22 protein-coding genes are annotated in these 25,585 nt (G+C 73.1%); 7 read left to right on the top strand and 15 right to left on the bottom strand.

What is annotated here, in order from left to right:
• Positions 1 to 24 precede the first annotated feature (24 nt).
• The 4 genes from ACO229_RS22285 to ACO229_RS22270 all read right to left on the bottom strand — a co-directional run bounded on the left by ACO229_RS22285 (position 25) and on the right by ACO229_RS22270 (position 4,192).
• Complete coding sequence (locus ACO229_RS22285; RefSeq protein ID WP_423462834.1) at positions 25 to 1,395, bottom strand: hypothetical protein; 1,371 nt, start codon at positions 1,393 to 1,395, stop codon at positions 25 to 27.
• Complete coding sequence (locus tag ACO229_RS22280) at positions 1,392 to 1,961, bottom strand: SigE family RNA polymerase sigma factor (protein WP_423462833.1); 570 nt, start codon at positions 1,959 to 1,961, stop codon at positions 1,392 to 1,394. The genes ACO229_RS22285 and ACO229_RS22280 overlap by 4 nt, the downstream gene beginning before the upstream one ends.
• A gap of 330 nt (positions 1,962 to 2,291) precedes the next feature.
• Entirely contained in the window at positions 2,292 to 3,620 is a 1,329-nt protein-coding gene (locus tag ACO229_RS22275) for a hypothetical protein (protein WP_423462832.1), read from the bottom strand.
• Positions 3,617 to 4,192, bottom strand: a complete 576-nt coding sequence (locus tag ACO229_RS22270; RefSeq protein WP_397429196.1) for a SigE family RNA polymerase sigma factor — start codon at positions 4,190 to 4,192, stop codon at positions 3,617 to 3,619. The genes ACO229_RS22275 and ACO229_RS22270 overlap by 4 nt, the downstream gene beginning before the upstream one ends.
• Before the next feature lie 187 nt (positions 4,193 to 4,379).
• On the opposite strand from ACO229_RS22270, the gene ACO229_RS22265 reads away from it, so the two are divergent.
• Together ACO229_RS22265 and ACO229_RS22260 are read left to right on the top strand one after the other, a co-directional pair.
• Entirely contained in the window at positions 4,380 to 5,156 is a 777-nt protein-coding gene (locus tag ACO229_RS22265; protein ID WP_423462831.1) for a response regulator, read from the top strand.
• Positions 5,153 to 6,190, top strand: coding sequence for a sensor histidine kinase (locus ACO229_RS22260; protein ID WP_423462830.1), 1,038 nt, complete (start codon positions 5,153 to 5,155; stop codon positions 6,188 to 6,190). Before ACO229_RS22265 ends, ACO229_RS22260 begins: the two co-directional genes overlap by 4 nt.
• Positions 6,191 to 6,216: 26 nt before the next feature.
• Here ACO229_RS22260 and ACO229_RS22255 read toward each other — a convergent pair whose 3' ends face one another.
• From ACO229_RS22255 to ACO229_RS22210, 10 genes are all read right to left on the bottom strand, one after another.
• On the bottom strand, positions 6,217 to 7,023 hold the full coding sequence (locus tag ACO229_RS22255; RefSeq protein WP_423462829.1) for an amino acid ABC transporter ATP-binding protein: 807 nt from the start codon (positions 7,021 to 7,023) through the stop codon (positions 6,217 to 6,219).
• On the bottom strand, positions 7,020 to 8,000 hold the full coding sequence (locus ACO229_RS22250) for an amino acid ABC transporter permease (protein WP_423462828.1): 981 nt from the start codon (positions 7,998 to 8,000) through the stop codon (positions 7,020 to 7,022). Before ACO229_RS22250 ends, ACO229_RS22255 begins: the two co-directional genes overlap by 4 nt.
• A gap of 94 nt (positions 8,001 to 8,094) precedes the next feature.
• Positions 8,095 to 9,024 carry an ABC transporter substrate-binding protein gene (locus tag ACO229_RS22245; RefSeq protein ID WP_423462827.1) on the bottom strand — a complete coding sequence of 310 codons (930 nt, stop codon included), beginning with the start codon at positions 9,022 to 9,024 and terminating at the stop codon, positions 8,095 to 8,097.
• Between the two features lie 281 nt (positions 9,025 to 9,305).
• Entirely contained in the window at positions 9,306 to 9,482 is a 177-nt protein-coding gene (locus ACO229_RS22240) for a methionine/alanine import family NSS transporter small subunit (RefSeq protein WP_423462826.1), read from the bottom strand.
• Positions 9,479 to 11,041 (bottom strand): sodium-dependent transporter, encoded by a 1,563-nt coding sequence (locus tag ACO229_RS22235; RefSeq protein WP_423462825.1) that lies wholly within the window; start codon positions 11,039 to 11,041, stop codon positions 9,479 to 9,481. The genes ACO229_RS22240 and ACO229_RS22235 overlap by 4 nt, the downstream gene beginning before the upstream one ends.
• Before the next feature lie 75 nt (positions 11,042 to 11,116).
• A complete protein-coding gene (locus ACO229_RS22230) occupies positions 11,117 to 12,373 on the bottom strand; it encodes an FAD-binding protein (protein WP_423462824.1) in 1,257 nt (418 codons plus the stop codon).
• A gap of 46 nt (positions 12,374 to 12,419) precedes the next feature.
• Entirely contained in the window at positions 12,420 to 12,800 is a 381-nt protein-coding gene (locus ACO229_RS22225) for an STAS domain-containing protein (protein ID WP_397412066.1), read from the bottom strand.
• Positions 12,801 to 13,078: 278 nt separating this feature from the next.
• Positions 13,079 to 13,546, bottom strand: a complete 468-nt coding sequence (locus tag ACO229_RS22220; RefSeq protein ID WP_423462823.1) for an aminoacyl-tRNA deacylase — start codon at positions 13,544 to 13,546, stop codon at positions 13,079 to 13,081.
• A 49-nt stretch (positions 13,547 to 13,595) separates the two neighbouring features.
• A complete protein-coding gene (locus ACO229_RS22215) occupies positions 13,596 to 13,904 on the bottom strand; it encodes a DUF2087 domain-containing protein (protein ID WP_423462822.1) in 309 nt (102 codons plus the stop codon).
• Positions 13,905 to 13,983: 79 nt separating this feature from the next.
• Positions 13,984 to 16,005 carry a D-alanyl-D-alanine carboxypeptidase family protein gene (locus ACO229_RS22210; protein ID WP_423462821.1) on the bottom strand — a complete coding sequence of 674 codons (2,022 nt, stop codon included), beginning with the start codon at positions 16,003 to 16,005 and terminating at the stop codon, positions 13,984 to 13,986.
• A gap of 310 nt (positions 16,006 to 16,315) precedes the next feature.
• On the opposite strand from ACO229_RS22210, the gene ACO229_RS22205 reads away from it, so the two are divergent.
• From ACO229_RS22205 to ACO229_RS22195, 3 genes are all read left to right on the top strand, one after another.
• Positions 16,316 to 16,588 (top strand): hypothetical protein, encoded by a 273-nt coding sequence (locus tag ACO229_RS22205; RefSeq protein ID WP_397412074.1) that lies wholly within the window; start codon positions 16,316 to 16,318, stop codon positions 16,586 to 16,588.
• Between the two features lie 166 nt (positions 16,589 to 16,754).
• Entirely contained in the window at positions 16,755 to 17,264 is a 510-nt protein-coding gene (locus ACO229_RS22200) for a hypothetical protein (protein ID WP_397412076.1), read from the top strand.
• 225 nt (positions 17,265 to 17,489) lie between these two features.
• Positions 17,490 to 18,164: an HNH endonuclease family protein gene (locus ACO229_RS22195; protein WP_397429206.1), complete on the top strand. Its 675-nt coding sequence runs from the start codon at positions 17,490 to 17,492 to the stop codon at positions 18,162 to 18,164.
• A 25-nt stretch (positions 18,165 to 18,189) separates the two neighbouring features.
• Here ACO229_RS22195 and ACO229_RS22190 read toward each other — a convergent pair whose 3' ends face one another.
• Positions 18,190 to 18,825: a hypothetical protein gene (locus tag ACO229_RS22190; RefSeq protein WP_423462820.1), complete on the bottom strand. Its 636-nt coding sequence runs from the start codon at positions 18,823 to 18,825 to the stop codon at positions 18,190 to 18,192.
• Between the two features lie 281 nt (positions 18,826 to 19,106).
• Here ACO229_RS22190 and ACO229_RS22185 point away from each other — a divergent pair, with 281 nt between their 5' ends.
• Both ACO229_RS22185 and hrpA read left to right on the top strand, forming a co-directional pair.
• Entirely contained in the window at positions 19,107 to 20,753 is a 1,647-nt protein-coding gene (locus ACO229_RS22185; protein ID WP_423462819.1) for a glycoside hydrolase family 76 protein, read from the top strand.
• Between the two features lie 97 nt (positions 20,754 to 20,850).
• Positions 20,851 to 25,488 carry an ATP-dependent RNA helicase HrpA gene (gene hrpA, locus ACO229_RS22180; protein ID WP_423462818.1) on the top strand — a complete coding sequence of 1,546 codons (4,638 nt, stop codon included), beginning with the start codon at positions 20,851 to 20,853 and terminating at the stop codon, positions 25,486 to 25,488.
• Positions 25,489 to 25,585: the final 97 nt, after the last annotated feature.

Here is a 25,585-nt window from a genome sequence, read left to right as displayed (position 1 = left end):
GACGAGACGTGGACCGGGAAGTCTTCATCCCCCGAAGAGTCCCTCCAGGAGTGCCCCGAGGCCCAGAGGATCGGAGTCCTCCTCCTCGGGCGTCTCGGACGGTGTCGGGGTGGGGCGCGCCGGGCTCGGCGACACCTCGCCGTCGGGCTGCACCTCGCCGGTCGACGCGAGCTGCAGCGCCTCGCTCAGGTCGATGAGGCACAGCCGCCACACGGCGGCATCGACACCCTCGGGCGCCCGCCAGAACGACTTGCCGGAGAGCTCCGGCGGCGCCGTCCAGGCCGTGCCCGTGCGCTGCGCGACGCAGGACTCCATCGCGGGGACCTCGTTCGCCTCCGCGTCCTCGACCAGCATCGGGGCGAGCTCCGCGACCATGGGCGCGGGCGCCGCAGCCTTCGGCGTGGTCACCGTGTGCCCGGCGACGTCATGGATCACCGCGCACTCCGGCGACGTGGTCCGGCACCAGGAGGCGCTCCAGGTGCCCTCCTTCGCGTAGACGAAGCCGCGCGGCTCCGCCGTCTCGCGGTCCACCTGCAGCACGCGCATCCACACGCTGCCGTCGCCGAGCACGTCGAACGGCGTGACCGGGAGCGACGAACCCGCCGCCGGGGCGGCAGAGCCGGTCCCGGCATCCGCGGACGTCCCGGCACCCGGTGACGCGGGCGCCCCCTGCGCGCCCGCGGCACCATCGGTCAGCGGGTCGTCGAAGACCAGGTGCTGCGCGCCCTCCGTCGCCGCGGAGGAGAAGCCGAACACGAGCGCCGGACCGCCGCCCGCGGGCAGGACCATCGCGTCGGACGTGACGCCGCGCCACAGCAGCGTGCCGCCGAGGTTGCCCTCGCGGAGGTTCTGCAGGGCGGTCTCCCCGCCCGCGACGAGCTCCAGGTCGGTCGCGCTGTGCCGCCCGTCGATCTTCGCCAGGGTCACCACGGCCAGGTAGCGGTCGCCGCCCCCGGCGGGCAGCCCGAGGTCGAGCACCACGGTGTCGGCGTCGACGCGGTACGTCGCAGGCTCGGCCACCGTGCGCACACCCGGTGCGAGGTAGGCGAGCTCGGCCTCCGGCTGCGGCGAGGGCAGGTCCGTGGGCGACGGCGCCGGCGGCTCGACGTCCACCTCGCCGTCCTCGAGGATCGAGGGCGGTACGGCGCTCGGCGACACCTCGACCGGCGTGCTGCTCCACAGGCCCGGGATCCCCGGCAGCGCCCCGGCCGCCCCGGCCCCGACCGTCGCGAGCGCCAGCGTGGAGGCCACCGTGACGCCGGCACGGCGCGCGGTGTGCTTGCGCCGGCTCGTCCGCAGCACGCTGTCGAGGTCGAGCGTCGACGCGGGCACCGCCGCGTGGGCCGAGTCGCGGAGCCGCGCGACGAAGTCGTCGTCGGTGTGGTTCGTGGTCATCGGATCCCGCCCAGGGCGTCGATGTCGAGGATCGCGCGCAGGTGGGCGAGGCCGCGCGAGGCCGTGGACTTGACGGTGCCGAGCGGGATCCCGAGCTCCGTCGAGACCTCGGACTCCGACAGGTCCAGCAGGTGGCGCAGCACGACGACGCGGCGCTGCTTCAGCGGCAGCCGCAGGAGCGCGCGCACGACGGCGTCCCGGTCGTCCACCGTGCGGGTGGGTGTCCGCGTGGCGGCCCGCGGGGCGACGACGTCGTCCTGCGGGAGCTCGTCGGGACCGGTCAGGATCTCGCGCCGGGTGCGGCGCCAGGTGTCGATGCGCAGGTTGGCCAGCACACGCCGGGCGTAGACCAGCGGGTCGCCCTCCCGGGCCTTGTGCCAGTGGCGGTAGCACCGCTCGAACGTCTGCTGGGTGAGCTCCTCGGCGCGGTGCGCGTCACCGCTGAGGAGGAACGCCATCCGGTGGAGGGAATCCTTGGCCTCTCGCATGAACGCGGTGAACTCGTCGTTCTTCGAGACGGCCGCGGTCCTGCGCGCGTGAGTGGCCCGGGGCCGATCTGTCCGCACGGGCAGCGAGGTTACGTCATCATCGGCCTCGCCCGCCCCACCTCGGACCACCGTGAGCGGCCGGGTGGCGGGAGCAGCCCCGGGATCCGCCGTGGCGGACCGGGCACCGGAGAGGACGGGGGGTGTCGTGGTGGATGGGGAGTCTGGGGTGTTCTGCTCGGTGGTCACGGTCTCCAGGTCGTCCGCAGAGCTGGAGTCGGCACGTACGACGCGCAGCACCACGGGCCGCTGGGCCCGGGGTTCTGGCGCGAGGACGCGCGGACTCGTGACTGTCACGAACGGAACACGGCCCGGCTACGGCGAAGGTTCCATCGAGTTTCGACTCTTTTGTCAGCGGCGGAAGTCCAGCGTCCCCAGGAAGGTGTGCAGGTCGCGCCAGCCCTGCTCGCTGCCGTCGAAGTCCGCGACGAGGAACAGGTTCTCCCCGCGGTCGGCCTGGTGCACGTAGATGCTCACCGAGTAGGTCTCGGGCTCCCCTGCCGCGTTGTAGAGCGTCGGCTGCACCTCGGCGTAGTCCGCCCCGGGGACGTCGATCACCTGGGACTCGGGCGCGTCCATGGTCCGGGTCCACCAGTTCCCGCCGGGCTTGCCGCCCTGGACGTAGACGCGTTCGCCGGGGACGCCCTCGCGCGCCGTCGTCGCGGTCCACTCCACGCCCGGCGAGAACTCGCCCTCCGTCGGTTCCGCCGTCCAGCCCTCCGGCACCCCGAACGTCAGGCCGTTGTGCTCGGTCCGCTGCCAGCCTGCGGGGATGCCGTGCTCCAGCGGTTCGAGGGTCGGGTGCTCGTAGGCGGGCGCGTACCAGTCCGGCTCGCCCGCCTCCTCCAGCCAGAGGTTGCCGACGAAGTTGCGCAGCATCGTGTCGCCCTCCGCGCCCGCCGGGAACCGGGTCTCGATGATCCAGCCCTCGGTCCCGCTGCGGATCCGGATGGTCGCGGGTGCCACCGCGCCCTCCCGCGCGTGCCGCTCGATGACGACGAGGTCCGCCCCCTCGATGTCGAGGGTGGTGGCCCCGGAGTCCCGCGCCGGCACGGTCCAGCCCGCCACGTCGGTCACGTTCCGTAGCTCGAGGGCCGCGTCGACGTCGTCGATGCTCATGTCGAGCGAACCGTTCGCCCGCGGGTCCTCCGGAGCGAGGAAGCCCGCCACGCCGCCCGCGTTGACGTCGCCCACCGCGTACCAGCCGCCCGCGGGCACCTCGTACCAGAGACCGCCCAGGATGTACGGGGCGGCACCGTCCCCCTCGACGACGCCGCGCTCCACACCCGGCAGCACGGGCAGCTCCCCGCCGCCGGTCCGCAGGTACCGGGTGGGTTCGGGCACCGGTACGGCGCTCGGGCTCGCGGACTGCCCCGACCCGCGCGACGGCGGCGCGCTCGCCGGGGTCGGCCGCGCCGTCGTCCGGTCCGTGCCGGGCACGGGCTCCTGCCGGTCCGCGAGGACGGAACCGGCCACGCCGATCCCCGCGCCCAGCACCGCGAGCGCTGCGGCCCCTGCCGTGACGGCGGTCAGGACGCGCCGGCGGCGCACGTGACGCACCGCGCGCACCGCCATGGTCGTGGGATCCAGCGACCGCGGCGGCTCGATGGTGGTGCTCGCGGCACGCAGCCCGGCGAGCATCGCCGCGTCCCGCTTGGCGTTGATGTCGTGGACGTTCACGGTCGGCTCCCTTCCCCGTCGGTGGCCACCAGCGCGCGCAGGCGCGCCAGGGCGCGTGAGGCCGTGGACTTGACGGTGCCCGCGGAGATCCCGAGCTCGGCGGCGGTGTCGGACTCCGACCGGTCCAGGAGGTAGCGCAGCACCACGACGCGGCGCTGCTTGACCGACAGCGCCATGAGCGCGCGGACCAGGCGGTCCCGCTCGGCCAGCTCGACGTCGGACGCCGGGGTGCTGCGCTCCCCGAGGTTGCTGCCCGGGTCGTCCGTGAGCACCTCACGGCGGGTCCGCCGCCACGTGTCGATGCGGGCCGTCGCCAGCACCCGGCGGGCGTAGGCGAACGGGTCGCCGTCGCCCACCTTGCCCCACGCCTTGAACGTGCGCTCCAGCGCGAGCTGCACCAGGTCCTGTGCGCGGTGCGGGTCCCCGCACAGCAGGTAGGCGATCCGGTACAGGGCCGGTGTGCTGGTCTGGGCGAACGCCGTGAAGTCGGCGACGGGGTCCACCCCGCTCCGGATGACGGCGATCTCGCCGCTCCTCAGCTGCGTCTCCCGCCCCACCGCCACCTCGCTCATCCGCGACACCGCCCGGTGTCCCCCGGCGCTGGTAGGCGGCGCCCCGCGCGCCGCGTCGTCTGCGTCATGCACCATAGACGCAGCCGGGTACCGCCGGGGTTCCGCTTCCCGCCACCGGGTTCTTACGTGCCGCTGACGGTCCCGGCCCACGCCCGCCCGGCCGGCCCGGCGGGCCGTACCCTGAGGCGTGGCCCGAGCACTCGTGATCGACGACGACGCCACCGTCGCCCAGGTGGTCGTCGCCTACCTGGAACGTGCCGGGGTGGACGCCGAGCACGCCGCCGACGGCCCCGCGGCGCTGGCGGCGGCCGCGGCACACCCGCCCGACGTCGTGGTGCTCGACCTCATGCTGCCCGGCGTCGACGGCCTGGAGGTCTGCCGCCGGCTGCGGCTCGCCCGCCCGGAGCTGCCGGTGCTGATGCTCACCGCCCGCGGCGAGGAGGAGGACCGCGTGCTCGGCCTGGAGACCGGCGCCGACGACTACGTGGTCAAGCCCTTCAGCCCCCGCGAGCTCGTGCTCCGGGTGCAGTCGCTGCTCCGCCGCGCGGGGACCACCCCGGCGGGCATCCTGCAGGACGGCGACCTCCGGCTCGACCCCGCGGCCCACCGCGTCACCCGGGCGGGCGCCGACGTGCCGCTCACCTCCCGGGAGTTCGACCTGCTGCGCTGGTTCCTCGCGCACCCGGGCGAGGTGTACGACCGCGAGGCCCTGCTGCGCGGCGTCTGGGGCTGGGAGCACGGCGACCGTTCGACCGTCACGGTGCACGTGCGGCGGCTGCGCGAGAAGGTCGAGACCGACCCGTCGCGGCCGAGACGGCTGGTGACGGTGTTCGGCGTCGGCTACCGGTGGGACGCGGCACCGGGTCGCACGGGGGCTGCGGCGCCGCCCGGCAGCGGGACGATCGTCCGGCGCACGGTGGGTGACAGCACGGTGGGTGACAGCACGGCCGGGGACGGAGCGTGAACGACCTCGCCGGCATCGTCCTGTCCGGCCTCGTCGCCGCGGTGGTGGGCGCCGCGGGCGCCGTCGCCCTGTTCGCCCTGGCGCGGCGCCGGGTCGCGCTCGCCGCGACCCTCGCCCCGCTCGTGGTGGTCGCGTCCGTGGCGACGGGCGTCTACGTCAGCGCGCGGGCGATGTTCCTGTCGGCCGCCGACTCGACGACCGTCCTCCTGCTGCTGGTCGCCACCGTGCCGGTGGCGCTCGCCGTCGGGCTGGTGGTGATGGCGCGGATCCGCTCCGTGACGACCGCCGTCGCCGCCGAGCGGGCAGCGCGCGAGCGGGACCGGGAGGTCGAGCTGCGCCGCCGCGAGCTGGTCGCGTGGGTGTCGCACGACCTGCGCACGCCGCTGGCCGCGGTGCGCGCGCTGGCGGAGGCGCTGGAGGACGGCGTCGGGCCGGCGGACGAGCACGTGTCCCGGATCCTCGCCGAGAACCGGCGCATGACCACGATGGTCGACGACCTCCTGGCGCTGTCCCGTCTCCAGTCCCCGGCGACGTCGCCGCACCGGGAGCCGGTGGCCGTGGCCGACCTCGCCTCCGACGCGGTGGCCGCCGCCCAGCCGCTCGCCGACGCGGGCGGCGTCGTCCTCGCCTGGGACGTCGCCGAACCCGTGGTCACGGCGCTCGACGCCCGGGACGTCGGGCGTGCGCTGGAGAACCTCCTCGTGAACGCCGTCCGGCACACGGGCCCGGGTGGCACGGTGCGCGTGACGGTGTCCCGGGTGGACGTCCGCGCCGCCGACGGGACACCGGGCGACGCGGTGGCGATCGCCGTCGAGGACGAGTGCGGCGGCATCCCGGAGGCGGACCTCGACCGCGTGTTCGAGGCCGGGTGGCGCGGCACGGGCGCGCGGACGCCCGATCGCGCGGACACGCCCGGGAGCGGGGCGGGCCTCGGCCTGTCCATCGTGCGCGGCGTGGCCGAGGCCCATGCAGGGACCGCGACGGTCGCCAACACCCCGACGGGCTGCCGCTTCACCCTCACCCTCCCGACCTAGCCACCAAGAGGGTCGGAAGACGCGGGTCAGAGGACGTGGGAGAGGAAGTTCTTCGTGCGCGTGTGCTGGGGGTCGTCCAGGACCTCCTGCGGCGGGCCCGACTCCACGATCACGCCGTCGTCCATGAACACGACGTGGTCGGCGACCTCGCGGGCGAACCCGATCTCGTGCGTCACCACGATCATCGTCATGCCGGACCGGGCCAGGTCCTTCATCACGGACAGCACCTCGCCCACGAGCTCGGGGTCGAGGGCCGACGTCGGCTCGTCGAACAGCATGAGCTCGGGGTCCATGGCGAGCGCCCGGGCGATGGCCACGCGCTGCTGCTGACCCCCGGAGAGCTGGGCCGGGTAGTGGTCCGCCCGGTCCGAGAGCCCCACGCGCTCGATGAGCTCGGTGGCCCGCTGCCGCGCCGCGCGCTTGGACAGCCCGCGCACCTGCACGGGCGCCTCCATGATGTTCTCCAGCGCCGTCATGTGCGGGAACAGGTGGAAGCGCTGGAAGACCATGCCGATCCGGGAGCGCTGCCGCGCGATCGCCTTGGGGTGCAGCCGGTGCAGCACGCCCTTGGCGTCCGTGCGGTACCCCATCAGGTCGCCGTCGACGACGATGGAGCCGCCGGTGATCTCCTCCAGCTCGTTGATGCAGCGCAGGAGCGTGGACTTGCCGGAGCCCGACGGTCCCAGGATCACCGTGACCGAGCCGCGCGCGACGTCGAGGTCCACGCCCTTCAGCACGTGCACGGCGTCGTTCCCGTGGCCGAACACCTTGTGCACGGCACGCACGGACACCATCTCGGTGGCGTCGGCGGGCGGGTGCGCGACGGCGCTCATGGGGTCACCTCCCGGTTGACGTCTTCCTGCACGGTCCCGGCGGCCGCGATCGCCGCCTGCTTGCCGCCGGGGCCCCTGCCGCGGCCCCGGCGGCGGGTGGTGGTGCCGAACCCGCGGCCGTAGTACTGCTCCAGGTAGTGCTGGCCCACCATGAGGATCGAGGTGATGAGCAGGTACCAGAGCGCCGCGATCACCAGGAACGGGATGGGCAGGAACTGCCGGTTGCCCATCGCCGAGGTCGCGTAGGTCAGCTCGAAGGTGAGCGGCACGGCGACCACCAGCGAGGTCGTCTTGAGCATGGAGATCGTCTCGTTGCCGGTCGGCGGCACGATCACGCGCATGGCCTGCGGCAGGATCACGCGGCGCATGATCTTGCCGTCCTTCATGCCGAGCGCCTTGGCCGCCTCGGTCTGGCCCGGGTCCACGGAGGTCAGGCCCGCGCGCACGATCTCGGCGAGGTAGGCCGACTCGTTGAACGCCAGCCCGAACAGCGCGAGCCAGAACGCCGTGAGCACGTCGTCGGTGCGGAACGAGAAGAACTCCGGGCCGAACGGGATGCCCAGCGACAGCCGCGGGTACAGCACCGCGAGGAGACCCCAGAAGATGAGCTGCGTGTAGATCGGGGTGCCACGGAAGAACCAGATCCAGGCCCAGCTCACCCAGCGCATGACCGGGTTGTCCGACCGGCGCATGATCGCGAGCGTCACGGCGAGCACCACGGCGATGGCCATGGACCCGAAGGTGAGGATCAGCGTCCACATGACGCCGCGGACGATCACCACGTCGCGCAGGTAGAGCCAGACCACGTCCCAGCGGAAGTTCTGGTTGGTGACCAGGGCGTTGGCCGCCATGGCGGCCAGCACCAGGACGATGGCGGCCGCGACGAGACGGCCGGGGCGCGGCACGGGCCGCGCGTGGATGCGGTTGGGCACGGGATCGCTGCCCGACGGCGACGGCTGCGTCGTCACGTCACCCATTCCTTTCCTCGGGGATGCCTGAAAAAGCTGGGTGCACGGTACCCGCAGTCACGCACGGGGCGGACCGCGGGTGCCGTGCACCCGGCGGACGGGGTCACTCGGCCGGGTTGAGCTCCGCCTCGTCCACGACCGGGTCGGCGCTGCCCCAGGCGGCGAAGATGTCCGCGAGCGTGCCGTCGTCGATCAGCTTCTGCACCGCGGCCTGCACGGCCTCGGTCAGGGCCTCGTCGTCCTGCGCGACGACGATGCCGTACGGCGCCGCGTCCACGATGTCGCCGATGGTCTCGACCTCGCCGCCGGTCTGCTCCACCGCGTAGGCGGTGATCGGCGAGTCGGCGTACATGGCCTGCAGCTTGCCGCCCACGAGGTTGGTCGTGACGTCCGCCTGCGACTCGTAGCGCACGACGTCGATGGGCTTCTCGCCGTCGTCCTCGCACGCCGCGGTGGCCTCGGTGAGCTCCTCGTCCTGGATGGTCGAGGTCTGCACGCCGATGGTGGCGCCGCACAGGTTCTCGGGGTCGAAGTCCTCGGGGTTGCCCGCCGCGACGCCGAACTGCGAGCCGGCGACCGCGTAGCTGATCATGTTGGCCTCGGCGGTGCGCTCGTCCGTGATGGTGAACGCCGAGATCCCCACGTCGTACTTGGAGCCGATGGCGGGGATGATGCCGTCGAACGCGGCGGACTCGATCTCGACGTCCAGACCGAGCACGGCGGCCACGGCGGTCACGGTGTCGATGTCGAAGCCGACCGGCGTCTTGCCGTCCGCGTCGATGAACTCGGCGGGCGCGTACTCCGTGTTGGAACCGACGGTCAGCGTGCCCTTGTCGGCGATCTCCTGCGGGAGCAGCGCCGCGATCTCCTCGTCGGCCTCGACGGCGGACGGGTCGAAGGACGCCTCGGCGCTGGCCTCGTCCGAGGCGCCGTCGGAGCCGGTCGGCTGCTGCGACGCGTCGGTGCAAGCGGTCAGGACGAGGGCGGCAGCGGTCAGCGCCGTCGCAGCGGTGAGGGCGGGAAGCCTGCGCATCAGGGGTCTCCTGGGTCGATTCGATTCCGTGTCACGAGGCCCGGACGACCCGACAGATCTCTGTCGTCAGGGGAGCAGAGGACCCGACGGCGCACCTGGCGCCTCGTATGCGAGTCTCACCTAACCGTGACGCCCCGCTGACGTAAACCCGGCGGTTCGAGACTGATGTCACATTGTGATGTATGACGCGTTACTGACGCGTTTCACCCGTGTGGATAAGGTCTGACCTGCTTAAAGTACCTCGGAAAGCCGGTCAGGAGCTGACTTGCCGAGGCACCTCGTCAGGTGTCGTGCTCGACGGGCTCGTCGGGCCGGTCCTCGGGGCCGCCCTCGTGCTGCCAGCCGTACGGGTAGTCGGTGCGCTCGGGCCGCCGGGCGAGGGCCACGATGCTCACGAGCAGCCCTCCCCACACGACGACGAGCGCGACCACCAGCAGGACGATCGCCGCTCCACTCATGACTTACCTCCGAACGTGGGCCAGGCGACGAAGTCGTCGGGATCGACGCGCCAGCGGGTGCGGGTCAGCACGACGGCCGCGACGACGAACAGGGCGACGACGCCCCATCCCATGACACCGAGGTACCACGGGGCGTAGCCCTCGTAGCCCTCCACGAGCAGGGTGACGATCCGCGAGACCAGCATCGCGGTGAGCACCACGGGGCCGAGCACCACGATGCAGAACGACCACCATCGGCCCATCGGGATCGTGGAGACCCCGTTGAGGTGGAACCGCATCTCCTCCGTGCGCCGCAGCACCCAGCCGATGACCACCGTGGTCACGATCGCGGACGTCACGATGCCGATGTTGTTGGCCCACTGGTCCACGGTGTCCAGCGCGATCAGCCCGGTCGTGGTGGAGAACATCAGCACGGAGACCAGCGCCGCGACGACGCCGATGCGGAGCGAGGCCTGGGTGCGCGTCCAGCCGAACTTCTCCTGGAACGACGCGGACACCACCTGGAGGATGGACAGCAGCGACGTGAACCCGGCCATCACCAGCGAGCCGAAGAACAGCGCTCCGAACAGGCCACCGACCGGCATCTGCGACACCAGCGCGGGGAACGTCACGAACGCGAGGATGGGGCCGCTGATGCCCTCCAGCTCGGCCACGGCGATGCCCTGCTCGTGCGCCAGGAAGCCGAGCGCGGCGAAGACGCCGATGCCTGCGAACAGCTCGAAGCCGGAGTTGCTGAACGCCACCACGAAGCCCGGCGACGTCAGGTTGGCGCGACGGCGGCGGTAGGAGGCGTACGTGATCATGATGCCGAACGCGATCGACAGCGAGAAGAAGATCTGGCTGTACGCGGCGATCCAGACGTTCGGGTCCGCCATCGCGCCCCAGTCCGGGGTGAACAGCGCGTTCAGGCCGTCGGCCGCACCCGGCAGGAACAGCGCCCGCACCACGAGCGTGCCGAAGGCGAGCAGCAGGAGCGGCATGAACACGAAGTTGACCTTCTCCAGGCCCCTCGCGACGCCGGCGGCCAGCACCGCGATCGTCGCCACCCACACCAGCACCAGCGGGATCAGCACCGCGGGCACGAAGTCGAGCGTGAACCACGGGTCCGCGCCGCCGGCGTCGGCGAGCTGGAGGTAGGTGCCGGTGAAGAACCCGGCCGTGTCGTCGCCCCAGCCCAGGTCGAACGAGTAGACGAAGTAGCTGAGCGCCCACGCGATGATGACCGCGTAGTAGACGGCGATCGCGAAGCAGATGGCCACCTGGAACCAGCCGAGCCCCTCGAGCCACCGCTTGATGCGGCGGAAGGCCAGCGGGGCCGACCCGCGGAACCGGTGGCCGATCGCGTAGTCCAGGAAGAGGATCGGGATGCCCGCGGTGAGCAGCGCGATCAGGTAGGGCACGAGGAAGGCGCCACCACCGTTCTCGTAGGCCACTCCGGGGAACCGCCAGATGTTGCCCAGCCCCACGGCGGAGCCCACCGCGGACAGGATGAAGCCCAGCTGTCCGCTGAACTCCTCCCGCTTCGCGGGCTCCGCCGTCGTGCTCTGCGCGTCGCTCATCCCCCGATCCTCCGAGAAAATCACCCGAAACGCGAACTTGACCTCGTGCGGCAGGTCTGGTGGGGCGGCGACTGGTCAGCCGGCCAGCAGCTTCTCCACGTATCCGCCGCGGAAGACACCCTCGGGGTCGAGGCGTGCGGCCAGCGCGGCGAAGTCGTCGAACCGGGCGTACAGCCCCGGCAGCTCGGCCACCGGCACCGTGAAGAGCTTGCCCCAGTGCGGCCGGGCGCCGAGCGGCAGCAGCGCCGCCTCCAGCTCGGGCAGCACCTCGCGGACGGCCGGCCAGTCCTGCCGCCACGTGAAGTGCAGCGCCAGGCTGTCCTCCGGCGTGGTGCTCAGCCACTGGTCGTCGCCGGCGACCGTGCGGATCTCCGAGGTGAGCAGCAGCGGGCCGATCCGGTCCCCGAGCGCCCGCACGGCGCGGACGGCGTCGGCACCCGCGGTGCGCGGCAGGAGGTACTCCGACTGGAGCTCCTCGCCCAGGGACGGCATGAAGTCCAGCCGGAAGTGCGGCAGGCGCTCGAACCACGGACCGGGCACCCCGCCCTGCTCGGTACAGGCCACCGCGGCGACGTCGGGCAGGGGGTGCATGGCCCGGGTCGCCGGCGCCGCCCCCAGCTCGGTGAGGAGCGCCGGGGCGGCACCCACGCCGTCGTCCACCCGGGACTTGCACCAGACCATGCGGACGTCCGGCTCGAACCAGCTGGTGAAGACGCTGACCGAGTAGGCGCTGCCCATGACGGCGTCGAGGTTCTCGGTCAGCGCGTCCCAGGACAGGCCGGTGAGCACGTCCTGGCGCACGTCGAACGCCGGCACCGTGGCCAGCTCGACCCGGGTGACGACGCCGAGGGCGCCGAGCGCCACCGCGGATCCCGGGAAGTCCTGGTCGCCCCGGCGCAGCGTCCGCACCTCGCCGTCGGCGGTCAGCAGCTCCACGCCGACGACGTCACCCGCCAGCGACCGCGTGCCGTCGCCCGAGCCGTGGGTGCCCGTCGCGACGGCACCGGCCACCGAGATGTGCGGCAGCGACGCCATGGCCGCCAGGGCCCGGCCGCGCGCGTGCAGCTCCGGCGCGAGCTCGCCGTACCGCAGGCCGGCACGGACCGACGCCACACCGGTGGCGGGGTCCACGACGAGGGGTGCGCGCCCGTCGTCGAGCTGGTCCAGCTGGACGTGCACGCCCGTCGTGTCGGCGACGTCGCAGAACGAGTGGCGTGACCCGAGGGCCCGGACGCGGGGCTCACCGGCGACGATGCCGGCGAGCTCCGCGAGGGTCCGGGGGCGCTCGATGCGCGCGGAGGAGTAGGTGAGGTTCGCAGCCCAGTTCTTCACCGGACCAGGGTGCCACTCCTGAGTGGTGCGCCGGACCGGGGGTCCGTCAGGCGCTGGCCGTGGCGTTGCGGACCACGGGGATCCGCTGGCTGATGCCGACCATGTCCAGGACCTCCATCACCACAGCGGACGGCTCGCGCAGCAGGACGGGCGAACCCGTCTCCTCCCCGAGCACGAAGACCTGGAGGATGAAGGCGACCCCGGAGGAGTCGATGAAGGTGACGTCCCGGGCGTCGACGATGACGGGGTCGGGATCAGGCCGTGCCGCGAGCGTGGCCATCGCCGAGCTCGCGTTCTCGCGCAACAGCGCGTCGATGTCGCCCCAGAGGGTCAGCACCGTGCCCTCGTAGGTGTTCCGGCAGGCGATACCGGATCCCGAGCGGCCGGGAACCAGGTCCTGCGCTGAGTCTGACGGGAGAGGGTCCATGGGGTCATTCGCTCCGTCCTGCATTGGTCGGGCCTCGACTTCGGTAGACAGCTTCGCTGGCTCTGACTGGCACACACGTGCTGGGGGGCGCTCACTTGGACACTTCTTGGTGTTCTCCGACCCCTCCGCGGGGAGGAGGGGCAAGAATTGCCTATGGCGAGTGTTCACCCGGCACTGGGCTTCCGTCCACCCCCCAGGCGTTACGGTCACGTTGCACCGCGGAGAACTGGTGCCCTCCGCGCCGCCGCGGACCTGCCCGACAGCCCGCCCGAGACGGCTCAGGCAGGGTCGGTCACGTCCGCGACCGTGGCGTCGAGCGCCGTCGTCAGGTCGACGGCATCGACCGTGGCACCCACGCCGTGGGCGCCCCCGCCGATCGACACGGGCCCCGGCTCGCTGAGCCGGGAGTCCGCGACGACGGGCCACTTGTGCAACGACCCGAACGGGGTGATGGTTCCCCGCCCGTAGCCCGTGACCTCGAACGCGACCTCCTTGCTCGGCATGGACAGGCGCGAGACGCCGAGCAGCGCACGCAGCTTGGGCCACGAGATCTGCCGGTCGCCGGGCACCAGCACGAACAGGAAGTCGTCGTCGGCACGGCGCACCACGATCGTCTTGAGCACCCGCGACGGGTCGACGCCGCGCGCCGCGGCCGCCTCCGCGAGGCTGCCGACGCGGCCGTGCCGCGTCATCTCGAACGGGATCCCCGCAGCCTCCAGCGCGGCGACGGCACGTTCTTCGCTCATGTCAGTTCCCTATCCCGAAATTACGAGTCTTCGATGTCTCAGCATATGGTCAAGACTCGTCGTACTCGGTGCGCTCCGTGCGCCAGTACTCGGCGCCGTCCCGGGTGCGCTGCACCAGACCCTGGTCCACCATCGCACGGCGCAGGCCGGCCGGGTCGAGGGTCAGCTCGCTCAGGCGGTCCGTGAGCTCCCGCTCGGTGACCGGCTCCAGGAGCACGGGCATCGCCCGGACCGCCAGGTAGCGGGTCACGGCCAGCTTGTCGCGCCACCGCCGCGGCATCGCCTCCAGGCGGCCCGAACGGAGGAAGCGCTGCGGGTCGCCGGGAAGCTGCCGGGCCGGGGTCGGTTCCGTGGTCACGTGCTCGATCAGTCCTCGCTGTCAGGTGGGGTACCGCGGTGCCGTGCGCCGGAGTCCCGCCCGGCGGCGCAGGCGGGGGTCACTCCTCGGCGTCGCCGTCGACGACGCCGAGGTCCTCGTCGGGCAGCTTCGCCGCCGTGGTCGAGGTGGCCGTCGGGGTCGGGTCGGGGGTGGGCTCGTCCGTCCCGGTGTCCGGGCACGGGTCGGTGGTGCCGGGGTCGGTGGTGCCGGGGTCCTCGGAGCCCGGGTCCTCCGTGCTGCCGGGGTCGGTGCCGGTGCTCGTGCCGTGGTCCGTGCCGGCGTCGGTCTCCGTCGTGCTCCCGGCCGGGTCCTCCGTGCCGGTCTCGCACTCGGCGGGGTCGGACGGGTCGTCGGACGGATCGGGGTCCGGCTCGCTCGGCGAAGGACTCGGCGACGGCTGGCTGGGCGTAGGACTGGGCGACGGCTCGCCCGGCTCCGACGGCTCCCCGCTCGGGTCGCCAGGATCGGTCGGGTCACCGGGATCGGTCGGCTCGCCCGGATCGGTCGGGTCACCGGGATCCGTCGGGTCGCCGGGCGATGTCGACGGATCTCCCGGATCGCTCGGCTTCGGCGTCGGCTTGGTCGGCTTCTGCGACGGCGGGTTGCCGCCGGGCCGGTCCGAGGGCTTCTCGTCCGGCTCGTTCGCGGACCCGCCGTCGTTCGGCTTGGGCTTGAGCGGCGGCTTGTAGTGCGGGGTGGCCGAGTCGGACGGGTCGTCGGGCGACCAGGTGCCGACGTCGCCGGGATCGATGGCGCGGTTCGGGATCGAGCCCGCAGCGAAGAACTCGAAGTGCCAGGGCTCCGGCTTGACGCCGTCGAGCCGTGCCCACGAGGGGTTGTCCCACCCGTAGTCCGGTCCGTGCAGACGCATCCAGACGTACTCGGCGGAGTGCCCGCCGGCGATCGGGTTGCCCAGGTCGACGGCCAGGCCCCAGCCGTGGTTCGAGGTACCCGGGATGGCCGCCAGGTGCGGCTTGACGCCCGCCAGCACGACCTGCATCTCGTACGACCGGTAGGAGTCGGTGATCGGGATCGGGTAGCCGAACTCCTGCTCGAACTCGGCGCTCAGCGCGGTCAGGCGCTCGGCCGCGTCGCAGCGGAGCATGTGCCCGGGAGCGAACTCCAGCGGGCACAGCACGTCGGTCGGGATCCGGCCGTTCGCGTAGCCGGTCGTGGTACCGCCGAACAGGTTCACGATGTCGAGCAGGCTCTCGCGCAGCGAGAAGCCCCCGCGCTCGGCGCCCTCCACCTCCACGAGGGCGTTCGGCACGGAGGGGTCCAGCATGTTCGCCAGCCGCACGGCGGCGATCACCACCTGGTCGTAGGTGACGTAGCCGGCCGTCGGGTCAGCGTCGTGCGGGTCGGCGACCGACGTGATCTCGTTCGAGACCTCCACCGCGGGCGCGGACTCCTCCGGCTCGGGCCGGTCGTCCCTGGTTTCGTTCCTGGCGTCGTCCTCGGCGCCGCCGGACGTGTCCCGGTCGTCGCCCTGCTCGTCGTCACCGGCCGCGCCCTTGCCGTCCTTGCCCGGGCCGGACTCCTTCGCGGCGTCGTCGTGACCGCCGCCGGACGACGCGTCGTCGTCCGACGGGCCGGACCCGCGCGCGATCGGCGCGTCCTCGACGCGCAGGCCCTCGTTGTTCTCACCGAACGCGAGCTGCTGCATCTGGTAGGTCGTGTAGAGCATGCCGAGCTCGGCGGCGGCCTGTGCCACGGCGGGACTGAACGCCGCCCCCTGCTCCTGCGCCATCTGCTCGGCGCGCTCCAGCACCGCGACGATCTGGCCGAGCGTGACGCCCTCCGGTGCGGTGTCCGTCTCGCCGACGCTCACGCTCTCGACCGACCCGTACAGCCGGATCGGCGGGTCGCCGTCCGGCCCGGACGGCCCCAGGCCGGGCACGCTGGCGGATGCCGTGAACAGCACGGCCGCGGCGATCGCCGTCGCAACCGTCCCCGTACCGAGGGAACGGAGGAAGCCCTTGGCACCGCCGCGCGAGACCACGAGCCGGTAGGCACGCGGAACCGCGTGGGTGAAGGTCCGGAGAAAGCCCGGGACGGGCGTCTTCGCCGTGTCGCTCACGCGTCATCCCCTCGGTCGGTGCGCGGCCTGGAAGGTGCGCGGTACGTGCCGTTCGGATCCTGCTACAGGACTATCACGTCCAGGTGAACTCGGAGGGAGTAATTTCCAGCCCCCGGACGAACCGCTCCCGAGAGGACGCGCGCCGCCGAAGCGGGTGACGCCCGAGCGTCAAGGGTAACGATTCGGGCGTACCGCGCAATGGGGTCTTCACGCACATCACGGGATGCTTCACACTGACCCGGGTCCGTACGGGCGCACCGGCGCCCGCAGTCGAACGGCCGGAAGAGTGGCCGTGAAAGGAAGTCCCTCCATGTCCGAGACTCCGTCCGCCCCCGCCGTCCAGGGCACGGTCCAGGACCCGCAGGCCAACACGCTGGCCATCGTGGGCTTCGTGCTCGCGTTCGTCGCCCCTCCGATCGGGATCATCGTCTCGGCGATCGCCACGTCGAAGGCAGGCAAGGCCGGACTCGACAGCAAGCTCGCGAAGTGGGGCCTCGGCCTCTCGATCGTGTTCACCGTGCTCTACCTGGTGTTCGTCGGTCTGGGCGTCTGGGCGGCGCTCTCCGTGCCGACGACCATGTGACCTGCCCCGGCGCAGGACCCACCCCGTAGCAGAGGCTGCCGTCCTTCCCAGGACGGCAGCCTCTGCTGATTCACCGGTCGATACCGGTCTATCCAAGACCTTTCGGATACTCCACAATATGGCCTGACATTTCCACAAGACCTGCAACCAGGGGAGCACGACCACCATGACCACGCCCGACACCACGACACCCGCGGCTCCGACCTCCGAGGCTCCGCTCGACGAGAGCACGACCCCGGTCGCGGCCGAGGCCGTGGCGACCGAGCCCGCCGCGCCGGAGGCGACCGCGGTGACGTCCGAGGCGCAGGCAGACACCCAGGCCCTCGCGGCCGAGACCACCACCGCTCCGGCGCCCGCCGCCGAGCCCGCAGCTCCCGAGGCGGCCGCCGGGTCCGCCGTCGCCACCGCCGTGGTCACCGAGACCGCCGTCGCCGCACCGGTCGCCGAGGAGGCCGAGGAGGACCCGCAGACCACGGTCTTCAGCCTCCTCACCTTCTTCCTGGCCGCACTGCCCGTCATCGGGGTCGTGCTGAACGCGATCGCCGTCGCCCGCGCCGGCAAGGAGGGCTTCGACCTGTGGCTCGCCCGCTGGGGCCTCGCGCTCGCCATCATCGAGACGGTCGGCGCCCTCGCCCTCGTCGGCCTCGGCTACTGGCTGGGCGTCGCCACCTCCTGACCACGCTCCCGGCCGTCCACCGGCCGGCCGCGCACAGGTCCGCCTCGAGAGGACGGTCCGGCATCGCTCCGCCCCGGACGCCGTGCCGCACCCCCTTCGAGGCGGACCTTTTCGCTCGAACAGACCGGGTGAAATTTCGGTTATCGTCACATCATGGTCATTTCGGGGTCATCAGCCCGGACCACCATGAAAAGCGCCCGGTCAGTCTCGAGGAAGGTCTGTCCCATGCCGCAACCCACCGTCCCGCCGCACCCCGTCCGGGCGTCCCGCGCCCGCCACCTCGTCGCCTCGGTCGCGGCGCTCGCCCTCGTCGCGCTCCTGACGGTCCAGGCGCAGCCCGCCGGGGCGTACCCGCCCGACCTCCCCTCCAAGGCGGTGGCCCAGTCCGAGCTGGACGGCCTCACCGTGCAGGCCGAGGGCGCCTCCGCCCCGTACGACCGGGACCTGTTCCCGCACTGGATCACGGTCGACGGGTGCACCACCCGGGAGACCGTCCTGCAGCGGGACGGTGACGGCGTCGAGGTCGGCAGCGACTGCTACCCGACGTCGGGCAGCTGGTACAGCGAGTACGACGGTGAGACCCGCACCGCACCGGCCGACATCTCGATCGACCACGTGGTGGCGCTGGCCGAGGCCTGGTACTCGGGCGCGAGCGGGTGGACGACGGATCGCCGGCAGGACTTCGCCAACGACCTCAGCGGGCCGCAGCTCATCGCGGTCACCGCCGAGGTGAACAGCTCCAAGAGCGACAAGGACCCCGCCGAGTGGGTACCGCCGCTCGCGAGCAAGCGGTGCGCGTACGCGAAGATGTGGATCCACACGAAGGCCCGCTGGGACCTCACCGTGGACGCCGCCGAGAAGTCCGCCCTCCAGCCCCTGCTGGACTCCTGCACGTACTGACGGCGCCCCGGGCCGGCCGGGTGACTCAGACCCGCAGGCCGCCCCAGCGGCCCGAGGAGCGCACCCGCACGTGGGCGAGCGCCGCGTAGAGCGCACGCTCGGCGTCGTGCACCGCCTGGTAGGCGTCCTGGCACGCGGCGTACCCCGCGCACGCCAGGTCGAGCACGTCGATCGCGGCCCGGACCGTCGCCTCCACCGCACCGTGGACGGCGTCGTCCCGGGTCGCGTCCCGCCCTGGCGTCGCGGCCGCCGGGTCCGCTCCGGCCCCGCCGTCGGGCCGCGCCGTATCGGGGCTTGTGCCCGGGGACCCGATCGCCGGCAGCCCGGCCGCACCCCGGCGCGCGGAGCGCAGGTGCGCCAGCCCCGACGCGTGCCGGACCTGACCGGCCTCCAGGGCCATCGCGTAGGTCTCCAGCACGTCGGCCACGACGGCGAAGCCCACCACGCCCTCCCGGACGCTCCGCGCGCCGACGCGGAGCGCGACGGGGTCACCCTCGGGCGGGCGGAAGACCACCGCGTCCCAGCCGGACGCGGCCTCCCTCAGGTCGTCGACGAGCCGGCCGACCCGCTCAGGCCCCATACCCTGCTCGAACGCCAGGCGGGTGCGACTCAGCCCGTTGATCCGGTTCTCGCACAGGGCGATGAGCGCGCCGTGCGTCATGCGGGCCTGTCGGCGCCGGCCGAGCCGACCACGGCGCCGCCCGTCGAACTGTCAGCCATACCGCTCCCCTCCGGCACCGCGGTGCACGTCACCGGGCCCCCGAAAGCCTAGGCAGGTCAGGGCCGGTACGACATGGGGAGCGATACCCATGCCGCCACACTCCTTGACGCGCCACCGGTTCCGGGTGAATCTGGTCCGGGCCGCCGCACCGTCGCCGTGGCCGACCGCTCCATCGCTCCACCTCTCCATCCCGGAATCCAGGACGAGCACAGGGAGATCGCATGACACCGCTGTCAGAAAATCGGCCGCGTTCGCGCGGCGTCACGGCCGGCGCACGGACCAGGCCCAGCACCCGCACCCGCTCCGCGCACCGCACCCCACGCCCGCGCCGGGCGCTCGTCGTCGGCCCGCCCGTGGCCGCGGCGCTGGCGGCGCTGCTCGCCGTCGTGCCCGTACCGCCGGCACAGGCCGCGTCCCCCGATGCCGCACCCTCCGCGAGCGCCTCCGGCCCGCGGGTGCCCGAGGCGCCGGCCGGTGCCCCGGACAGCACCGTGGCACCTGCCGCCGTGATCTGCGACATCTACTGCGACGCCCGCGACCCGGCGACCGCGGCGGGCGACCGGGTGCCGGTGAGCGCGGGCATCCACGGCCGCACGCTCCGGCTGCACGTCTCCGACCCGGACGTCATGGGCTGGGGCTCGATCGACGGCGGGCAGCCGGGTGACGAGGTGTGGCTCGACCGGTCCTTCGACGGCGGCAGGACGTGGGCGTCGGGCAGCAGGCTCGGCGCCACCACGATCCCGGCGGGCTCCACGGGCTGGCGCACCCAGATGTACAACGTGGACGACTGGGGCACCGCGGGCGTCGGTGCGCTGCGGGCCTGCGGCAAGGCGGCCGACCGCGCGGAGATCGCGTGCACCGGCTGGGCGCGCAACGACCGCAACGCCTGGAGCCGGTCGACCGAGGCCGCCACGGCGCTGATGATGCTCTGGGACCGGGACACCGGCCTGTTCGAGACCGACGGCTGGTGGACGGGTGCCAACGCCCTGACCGCCGTCGTCGACAACGCGCGGATCAGCGGCATGGGCAGCTACCGGTACGCGATCGGGCAGACCTACGACAAGAACGTGAACGCGCGCCAGGGCCAGTTCCGCAACGAGTACCTGGACGACACGGGCTGGTGGGGCCTTGCCTGGATCGCGGCGTACGACCTGACGGGCGAGAGCCGCTACCTGAGCACGGCCCGCGCCGACGCCGACCACATGCGGGCGTACTGGACCGGCACGTGCGGCGGCGGGGTCCAGTGGAACACGGGCATCGCGTACAAGAACGCGATCACCAACGAGCTCTACATCCAGCTCAACGCGGCGCTGCACAACCGCATCCCGGGTGACACGACTTATCTCCAGCGGGCCCGGGAGGGCTGGGACTGGTTCCGGGCGAGCGGCATGATCAACTCCGGCAACCTGGTCAACGACGGCCTGAACGACTCGTGCGTGAACAACGGCGAGCCCACCTGGACCTACAACCAGGGGGTGATCCTGGGCGCGCTGGCCGAGCTGCACCGGGCCACGGGCGACGCAAGGCTGCTGGAGACCGCGCGGGACCTGGCCGACGCCTCGACCACGTCCGCCGCCCTCAACCCGGGCGGCATCCTCCGCGAGGTCAACGAGGGCGACGACTGCACCAGCGACGGCGCGTCCTTCAAGGGTGCCTACGTGCGTGGCCTCGGCAAGCTCGACGTGGCGCTGCCCGACCGCCCGTACAGCGCCTACCTGGACCGGCAGGCCGACGCCGCCGCCGCGAACGACCGCGACGCGCTCGGCATGTACGGCCCGCACTGGGCCGGGCCGCTGGTGCCGGTCACCGCGGGGCACGGCTGTCAGCACGGCGCGCTCGACCTGTTCAACGCGGCGGAAGCCGGCTGACGGCGAGCGCCGCGCCGGGTCCGCGGGCCGTCCACCGGCCCGTGGGCCCGGCGCGGTTCGGCAAATGGCCTTGCCGAGCCTGGGAGAATAGGGGGTTGTGAGCAGCGAGCCTTCTTCCACCCCGGTGTCCGACGGCGACCGTGGCCGCCCGGGCGGGGGCCGGAACCGGCGCCGCGGGTCGGGCCGGCGCTCGGGCGACCAGCCGGGCCGGCAGCGTCGCCAGCCGGAGGGACAGCAGCCGGAGGGGCAGCAGCCGCAACAGGATCACCAGGGCGACCGCCGGACCACGGAGCGTCAGGGCCGCCGGCCGCGCCGGACCGGGCCCCAGCGGGTCACCGCCGCACAGCTCGAGGCGGCCGCCGCCCGGCGTGCCGCCGTGGACGTACCGCCCATCACCTACCCCGAGCAGCTGCCCGTCTCGGCACGCCGGGAGGACATCGCGGCGGCCATCCGCGACCACCAGGTCGTGATCGTCGCGGGCGAGACCGGTTCCGGCAAGACCACGCAGATCCCGAAGATCGCGCTGGAGCTCGGCCGGGGCCGGCAGGGGCAGATCGGGCACACCCAGCCCCGGCGGCTCGCGGCCCGCACGGTGGCCGAGCGCATCGCCGAGGAGCTCGGCACCCCGCTCGGCGACGTGGTGGGCTACCAGGTGCGGTTCACCGACCAGTCGAGCGAGCGGACGCTGGTCAAGGTCATGACCGACGGCATCCTGCTCGCGCAGATCCAGCGGGACCCGCAGCTGCTGGCCTACGACACGATCATCATCGACGAGGCGCACGAGCGGTCCCTCAACATCGACTTCCTGCTCGGCTACCTCTCGCGGCTCCTGCCCCAGCGGCCGGACCTCAAGCTGATCATCACGTCGGCGACCATCGACTCCGAGCGGTTCGCCGCGCACTTCTCCCCCGCCGCGCTCGCGCAGCGCGGTGGCGCGCCCGACTACGTCACCGACGTGCTCCCGGACCTGGCCCCGATCGTCGAGGTGTCCGGGCGCACCTACCCCGTCGAGATCCGGTACCGCCCGCTGTCCCCGGACGAGGGAGAGACCGGCGCCGGGGGCGAGCCGGCGGCGTCGGGCAAGAAGAAGGGCAAGGCGCGGGGCGCCGAGGAGAAGGACCTCGTCGTCGGCATCATCGAGGCCTGCGACGAGCTCATGCGCGAGGGCAGCGGCGACATCCTCGTGTTCCTCTCGGGCGAGCGCGAGATCCACGACGCCGCCGACGGCCTGGCCGGCCACTACAAGGAACGTGCGCGGGACCCGAGGCACCCGCAGCACATCGAGATCCTGCCGCTGTACGCACGGCTCTCCAGCGCGGAGCAGCACCGGGTCTTCCAGTCGCACGCCTCGCGGCGCATCGTGCTGGCCACGAACGTCGCCGAGACGTCGCTCACCGTGCCCGGCATCCACTACGTGGTCGACCCCGGCACGGCACGCATCAGCCGCTACTCCAAGCAGACCAAGGTGCAGCGGCTGCCCATCGAGCCGGTGTCGCAGGCCTCGGCCAACCAGCGCAGCGGCCGCTCGGGCCGTGTCGCGGACGGCATCGCGATCCGCCTGTACTCCCAGGAGGACTTCGAGGGCCGCCCCGAGTTCACCGAGCCCGAGATCCTGCGCACGTCGCTGGCGTCGGTGCTGCTGCAGATGATCTCGGTCGGGGTGGTCAGCACGCCCGACGACGTGGCCCGCTTCCCGTTCGTCGAGGCCCCGGACACGCGGGCGATCCGTGACGGCGTCCAGCTCCTCACCGAGCTCGGCGCCCTGGAGGAGGTCGACGGCGGCACCCGGCTCACCGCGACCGGTCGCACGCTGGCCCAGCTCCCCATGGACCCGCGGCTGGCCCGCATGGTCATCGAGGGGGCGCGGCACGGCGTGGCGCGCGAGGTCGCCGTCGTCGCGGCGGCGCTGTCGATCCAGGACCCCCGCGAGCGCCCCGCCGAGCAGCGGGCGCAGGCCGACCAGCAGCACGCCCGGTTCGCGGACCCGCGCTCCGACTTCCTGACCTACCTCAACCTCTGGGAGTACGTGCGGGAGCAGCAGCGCCTGCTGTCGGGTTCGGCGTTCCGCCGCCTGTGCAAGGCGGAGTACCTGAACTTCCTGCGCGTCCGCGAGTGGCAGGACGTCGTGGCGCAGCTCCGGGACATGGCACGTCCCCTGGACATGGACATGTCCGTGCACCCCACGCCGCCGCTGGTCGTGGGCGCGGTCGGGTCCGCGGCGGGCGGGACGACGCAGGAGACGCAGCAGGTCTCCTACCGGTACGGGTGGGACGAGGACACGATCCACCGCTCGCTGCTGGCCGGCCTGCTGTCGCAGATCGGCATGCAGGACACCGGCGAGGTGAAGGCGTCCGCCGTCGCGCACCTGCGGGGCGAGGCGCGCGAGCGCGCGCTGAAGCGGGCCAAGAAGCAGGCCCGCAACGAGTACGTGGGTGCACGCGGTGCGCGGTTCGCGATCTTCCCGGGGTCGCCGCTGTCCAAGAAGCCACCGGTGTGGATCATGGCGGGCGAGCTCGTGGAGACGAGCCGCCTGTGGGCGCGCGACGTGGCCCGGATCCAGCCGGAGTGGGCGGAGGAGCTGGCCGGCCCGCTCGCCCGGCGCACCTATTCGGAGCCGCACTGGTCCACCAAGCAGGGTGCCGCGATGTGCACGGAGAAGGTGCTGCTGTACGGCGTGCCCATCGTGTCCGACCGGCGCGTGCTGTACGCCAAGGTGGACCCCGAGGCGGCACGCGAGATGTTCGTGCGGCACGCGCTCGTGCAGGGCGAGTGGACCACGCACCACCGGTTCTTCCACGACAACCGCGCCCTGCTGGAGGAGGCCGGCGAGCTGGAGGCCCGCTCCCGGCAGCGCGGCCTGGTCGCGGACGAGGACGACCTGTTCGCGTTCTACGACGAGCGCGTGCCCGAGTCGGTGGTCTCCGCCGCGCACTTCGACCGCTGGTGGTCGCGGGCCCGCCGGGAGACGCCCGACCTGCTCACCTTCACCATGGAGCAGCTCGTCGGCGACGCCACCGTCGACACCGCCGAGTTCCCCGAGGCGTGGCCGCAGGGCGAGCTCTTCCTGCCGCTCACCTACCAGTTCCAGCCCGGGTCGGACGCCGACGGCGTGACCGTGCACGTGCCGGTCGCCGTGCTGGCGCGCGTGGTGCCGGACGGGTTCGACTGGATGGTGCCCGGGCTGCTGGAGGAGCTGACGGTGGCCACGATCAAGTCCCTGCCCAAGACGGTGCGCCGCGAGCTGGTGCCGGCGCCGGACGTGGCGCGGGAGGTGGTCGCCTGGATCCGGGAGGAGTGTCCCGCCTGGGCGGACATCGTGCGTGCGGGCGACATGGCGGAGCCCTACACGTCGGCGTTCACCCGAGCCGTGCGCGCGGTGCGCGACGTGGTGGTGCCGCCGGAGGTGTGGGACACCGCGCGGCTCGAACGCATGCCGGCGCACCTACGGGTCACGTTCCGGGTGGTCGAGGAACGCGGTCAGGGACGGTCCGCGTCGTCGGTGGTGCTGGACGAGTCGAAGGACCTGGTGCTGCTGCAGCGCAAGCTCGCCTCGCGCGCCGAGGCGGCCGTGCGGTCGGCGGTCCGGGGCGCCGTCGGGGCCGCGCTGGCGGAGGCGCGGGCGGCGGCCGGGGCCTCGGGCGGGGACTCCGGGCCGGGCGGGGCGGGAGCACCGTCCGGGCCCGTGGCGTCGCCCGCCGCGGTGGCCGAACGCCGCACCGGCGGTTCCGAGGCCGCTCCCGGTGTCCCCGCGGGTGCCGCGAGCGTCGTCGGCGAGCGGACCGGGCTGACGTCCTGGCCCTCCGGGCTGCCCGACGGCGGGATGCTGCCGGAGTCGGTGTCCACCGACGTGGGTGCCGGCATGGTGGTGCGGGGCTTCCCCGCGCTCGTCGAGGAGGCGGCGCCGAAGGTCAAGGGCCAGGCCCGCACCCACGGGGTGGCGCTGCGGATCCTCGCCGACGAGCAGGCCCAGGCGGCCGCGCACGCCGCCGGCGTGCGGCGGTTGCTGGTGTCCGAGGCCGCGCTGGGCACCGGGCGGATCACGTCGCGGTGGACGGGCACCCAGTCGCTGACCATGGCGGCGTCGCCGTACCCGAGCACGGAGGCCCTGGTCGCCGACCTGCAGCTCGCCGCCGTCACGGCCCTGACCTCCGGTGCGGACCAGGTCCGCTACGACACGCCGCCGGGTGGCCCGGACGCGGCGGACGTGCGGTCGGCGTCGGCCTACGCGGACGCGCTCGCGTTCGTGCGCCGACACCTGGAGGACGAGGTGCACCGTGTGGTGGGGCACGTCGTGGCCGCGCTGTCGGCGAGCCGTGCGCTCGAGGGGGAGATCCGCGCGTCGGGCAGCCTCGCCCTGCTGAACACGCTCCAGGACCTGCGCGAGCACCGCGCGGCCCTGGTGCACGACGGGTTCGTGTCCGCGACGCCGCCCCGCCGGCTGCCGCACCTGGCCCGCTACCTGCGCGCCGACTCGCACCGGCTGGTCAAGGCCGCCGAGAACCCGGCGCGCGACGCGGACCTCGCGTGGCGGATCGGTGACGTGACCTCCGCGTACGAGAAGGCGCAGGCGGCATACGCCGCCGGTGCCCCGGACGCGCCGCGTGCGGCCGAGCTCGCCGAGGTGCGCTGGATGCTGGAGGAGCTGCGCGTCTCGCTGTTCGCGCAGCAGCTCGGCACCGACGGCCCGGTCAGCGAGAAGCGGATCCGGAAGGTGCTGACACCAGGGGGCTGGTGACGCCCCCTGACGGACATCCCCCTGGGAACCGGCGGGGCGCGATCAGGGGCGAACCCGGGGGTTACCCGATGGTCCCCGGACCGTGCCACGCCTACCG

This window comes from Promicromonospora sp. MS192, from assembly GCF_049532985.1.
In the GTDB taxonomy this organism is placed as follows: domain Bacteria; phylum Actinomycetota; class Actinomycetes; order Actinomycetales; family Cellulomonadaceae; genus Promicromonospora.
Note: the sequence above shows the minus strand (reverse complement) of the source record. Positions and strands in the feature narration are given on the sequence as shown.

What these genes read in the sequence shown, in the direction of transcription:
- ACO229_RS22225 (WP_397412066.1), bottom strand. Translation starts at nt 12,800, where the DNA reads ATGGACCCTCTCCCGTCAGACTCAGCGCAGGACCTGGTTCCCGGCCGC.
- ACO229_RS22220 (WP_423462823.1), bottom strand. Translation starts at nt 13,546, where the DNA reads ATGAGCGAAGAACGTGCCGTCGCCGCGCTGGAGGCTGCGGGGATCCCG.
- ACO229_RS22200 (WP_397412076.1), top strand. Translation starts at nt 16,755, where the DNA reads ATGACCACGCCCGACACCACGACACCCGCGGCTCCGACCTCCGAGGCT.
- ACO229_RS22235 (WP_423462825.1), bottom strand. Translation starts at nt 11,041, where the DNA reads ATGAGCGACGCGCAGAGCACGACGGCGGAGCCCGCGAAGCGGGAGGAG.
- ACO229_RS22250 (WP_423462828.1), bottom strand. Translation starts at nt 8,000, where the DNA reads ATGGGTGACGTGACGACGCAGCCGTCGCCGTCGGGCAGCGATCCCGTG.
- ACO229_RS22270 (WP_397429196.1), bottom strand. Translation starts at nt 4,192, where the DNA reads ATGAGCGAGGTGGCGGTGGGGCGGGAGACGCAGCTGAGGAGCGGCGAG.
- ACO229_RS22245 (WP_423462827.1), bottom strand. Translation starts at nt 9,024, where the DNA reads ATGCGCAGGCTTCCCGCCCTCACCGCTGCGACGGCGCTGACCGCTGCC.
- ACO229_RS22195 (WP_397429206.1), top strand. Translation starts at nt 17,490, where the DNA reads ATGCCGCAACCCACCGTCCCGCCGCACCCCGTCCGGGCGTCCCGCGCC.
- ACO229_RS22255 (WP_423462829.1), bottom strand. Translation starts at nt 7,023, where the DNA reads ATGAGCGCCGTCGCGCACCCGCCCGCCGACGCCACCGAGATGGTGTCC.
- ACO229_RS22285 (WP_423462834.1), bottom strand. Translation starts at nt 1,395, where the DNA reads ATGACCACGAACCACACCGACGACGACTTCGTCGCGCGGCTCCGCGAC.
- ACO229_RS22240 (WP_423462826.1), bottom strand. Translation starts at nt 9,482, where the DNA reads ATGAGTGGAGCGGCGATCGTCCTGCTGGTGGTCGCGCTCGTCGTCGTG.
- ACO229_RS22205 (WP_397412074.1), top strand. Translation starts at nt 16,316, where the DNA reads ATGTCCGAGACTCCGTCCGCCCCCGCCGTCCAGGGCACGGTCCAGGAC.
- ACO229_RS22190 (WP_423462820.1), bottom strand. Translation starts at nt 18,825, where the DNA reads ATGACGCACGGCGCGCTCATCGCCCTGTGCGAGAACCGGATCAACGGG.
- ACO229_RS22185 (WP_423462819.1), top strand. Translation starts at nt 19,107, where the DNA reads ATGACACCGCTGTCAGAAAATCGGCCGCGTTCGCGCGGCGTCACGGCC.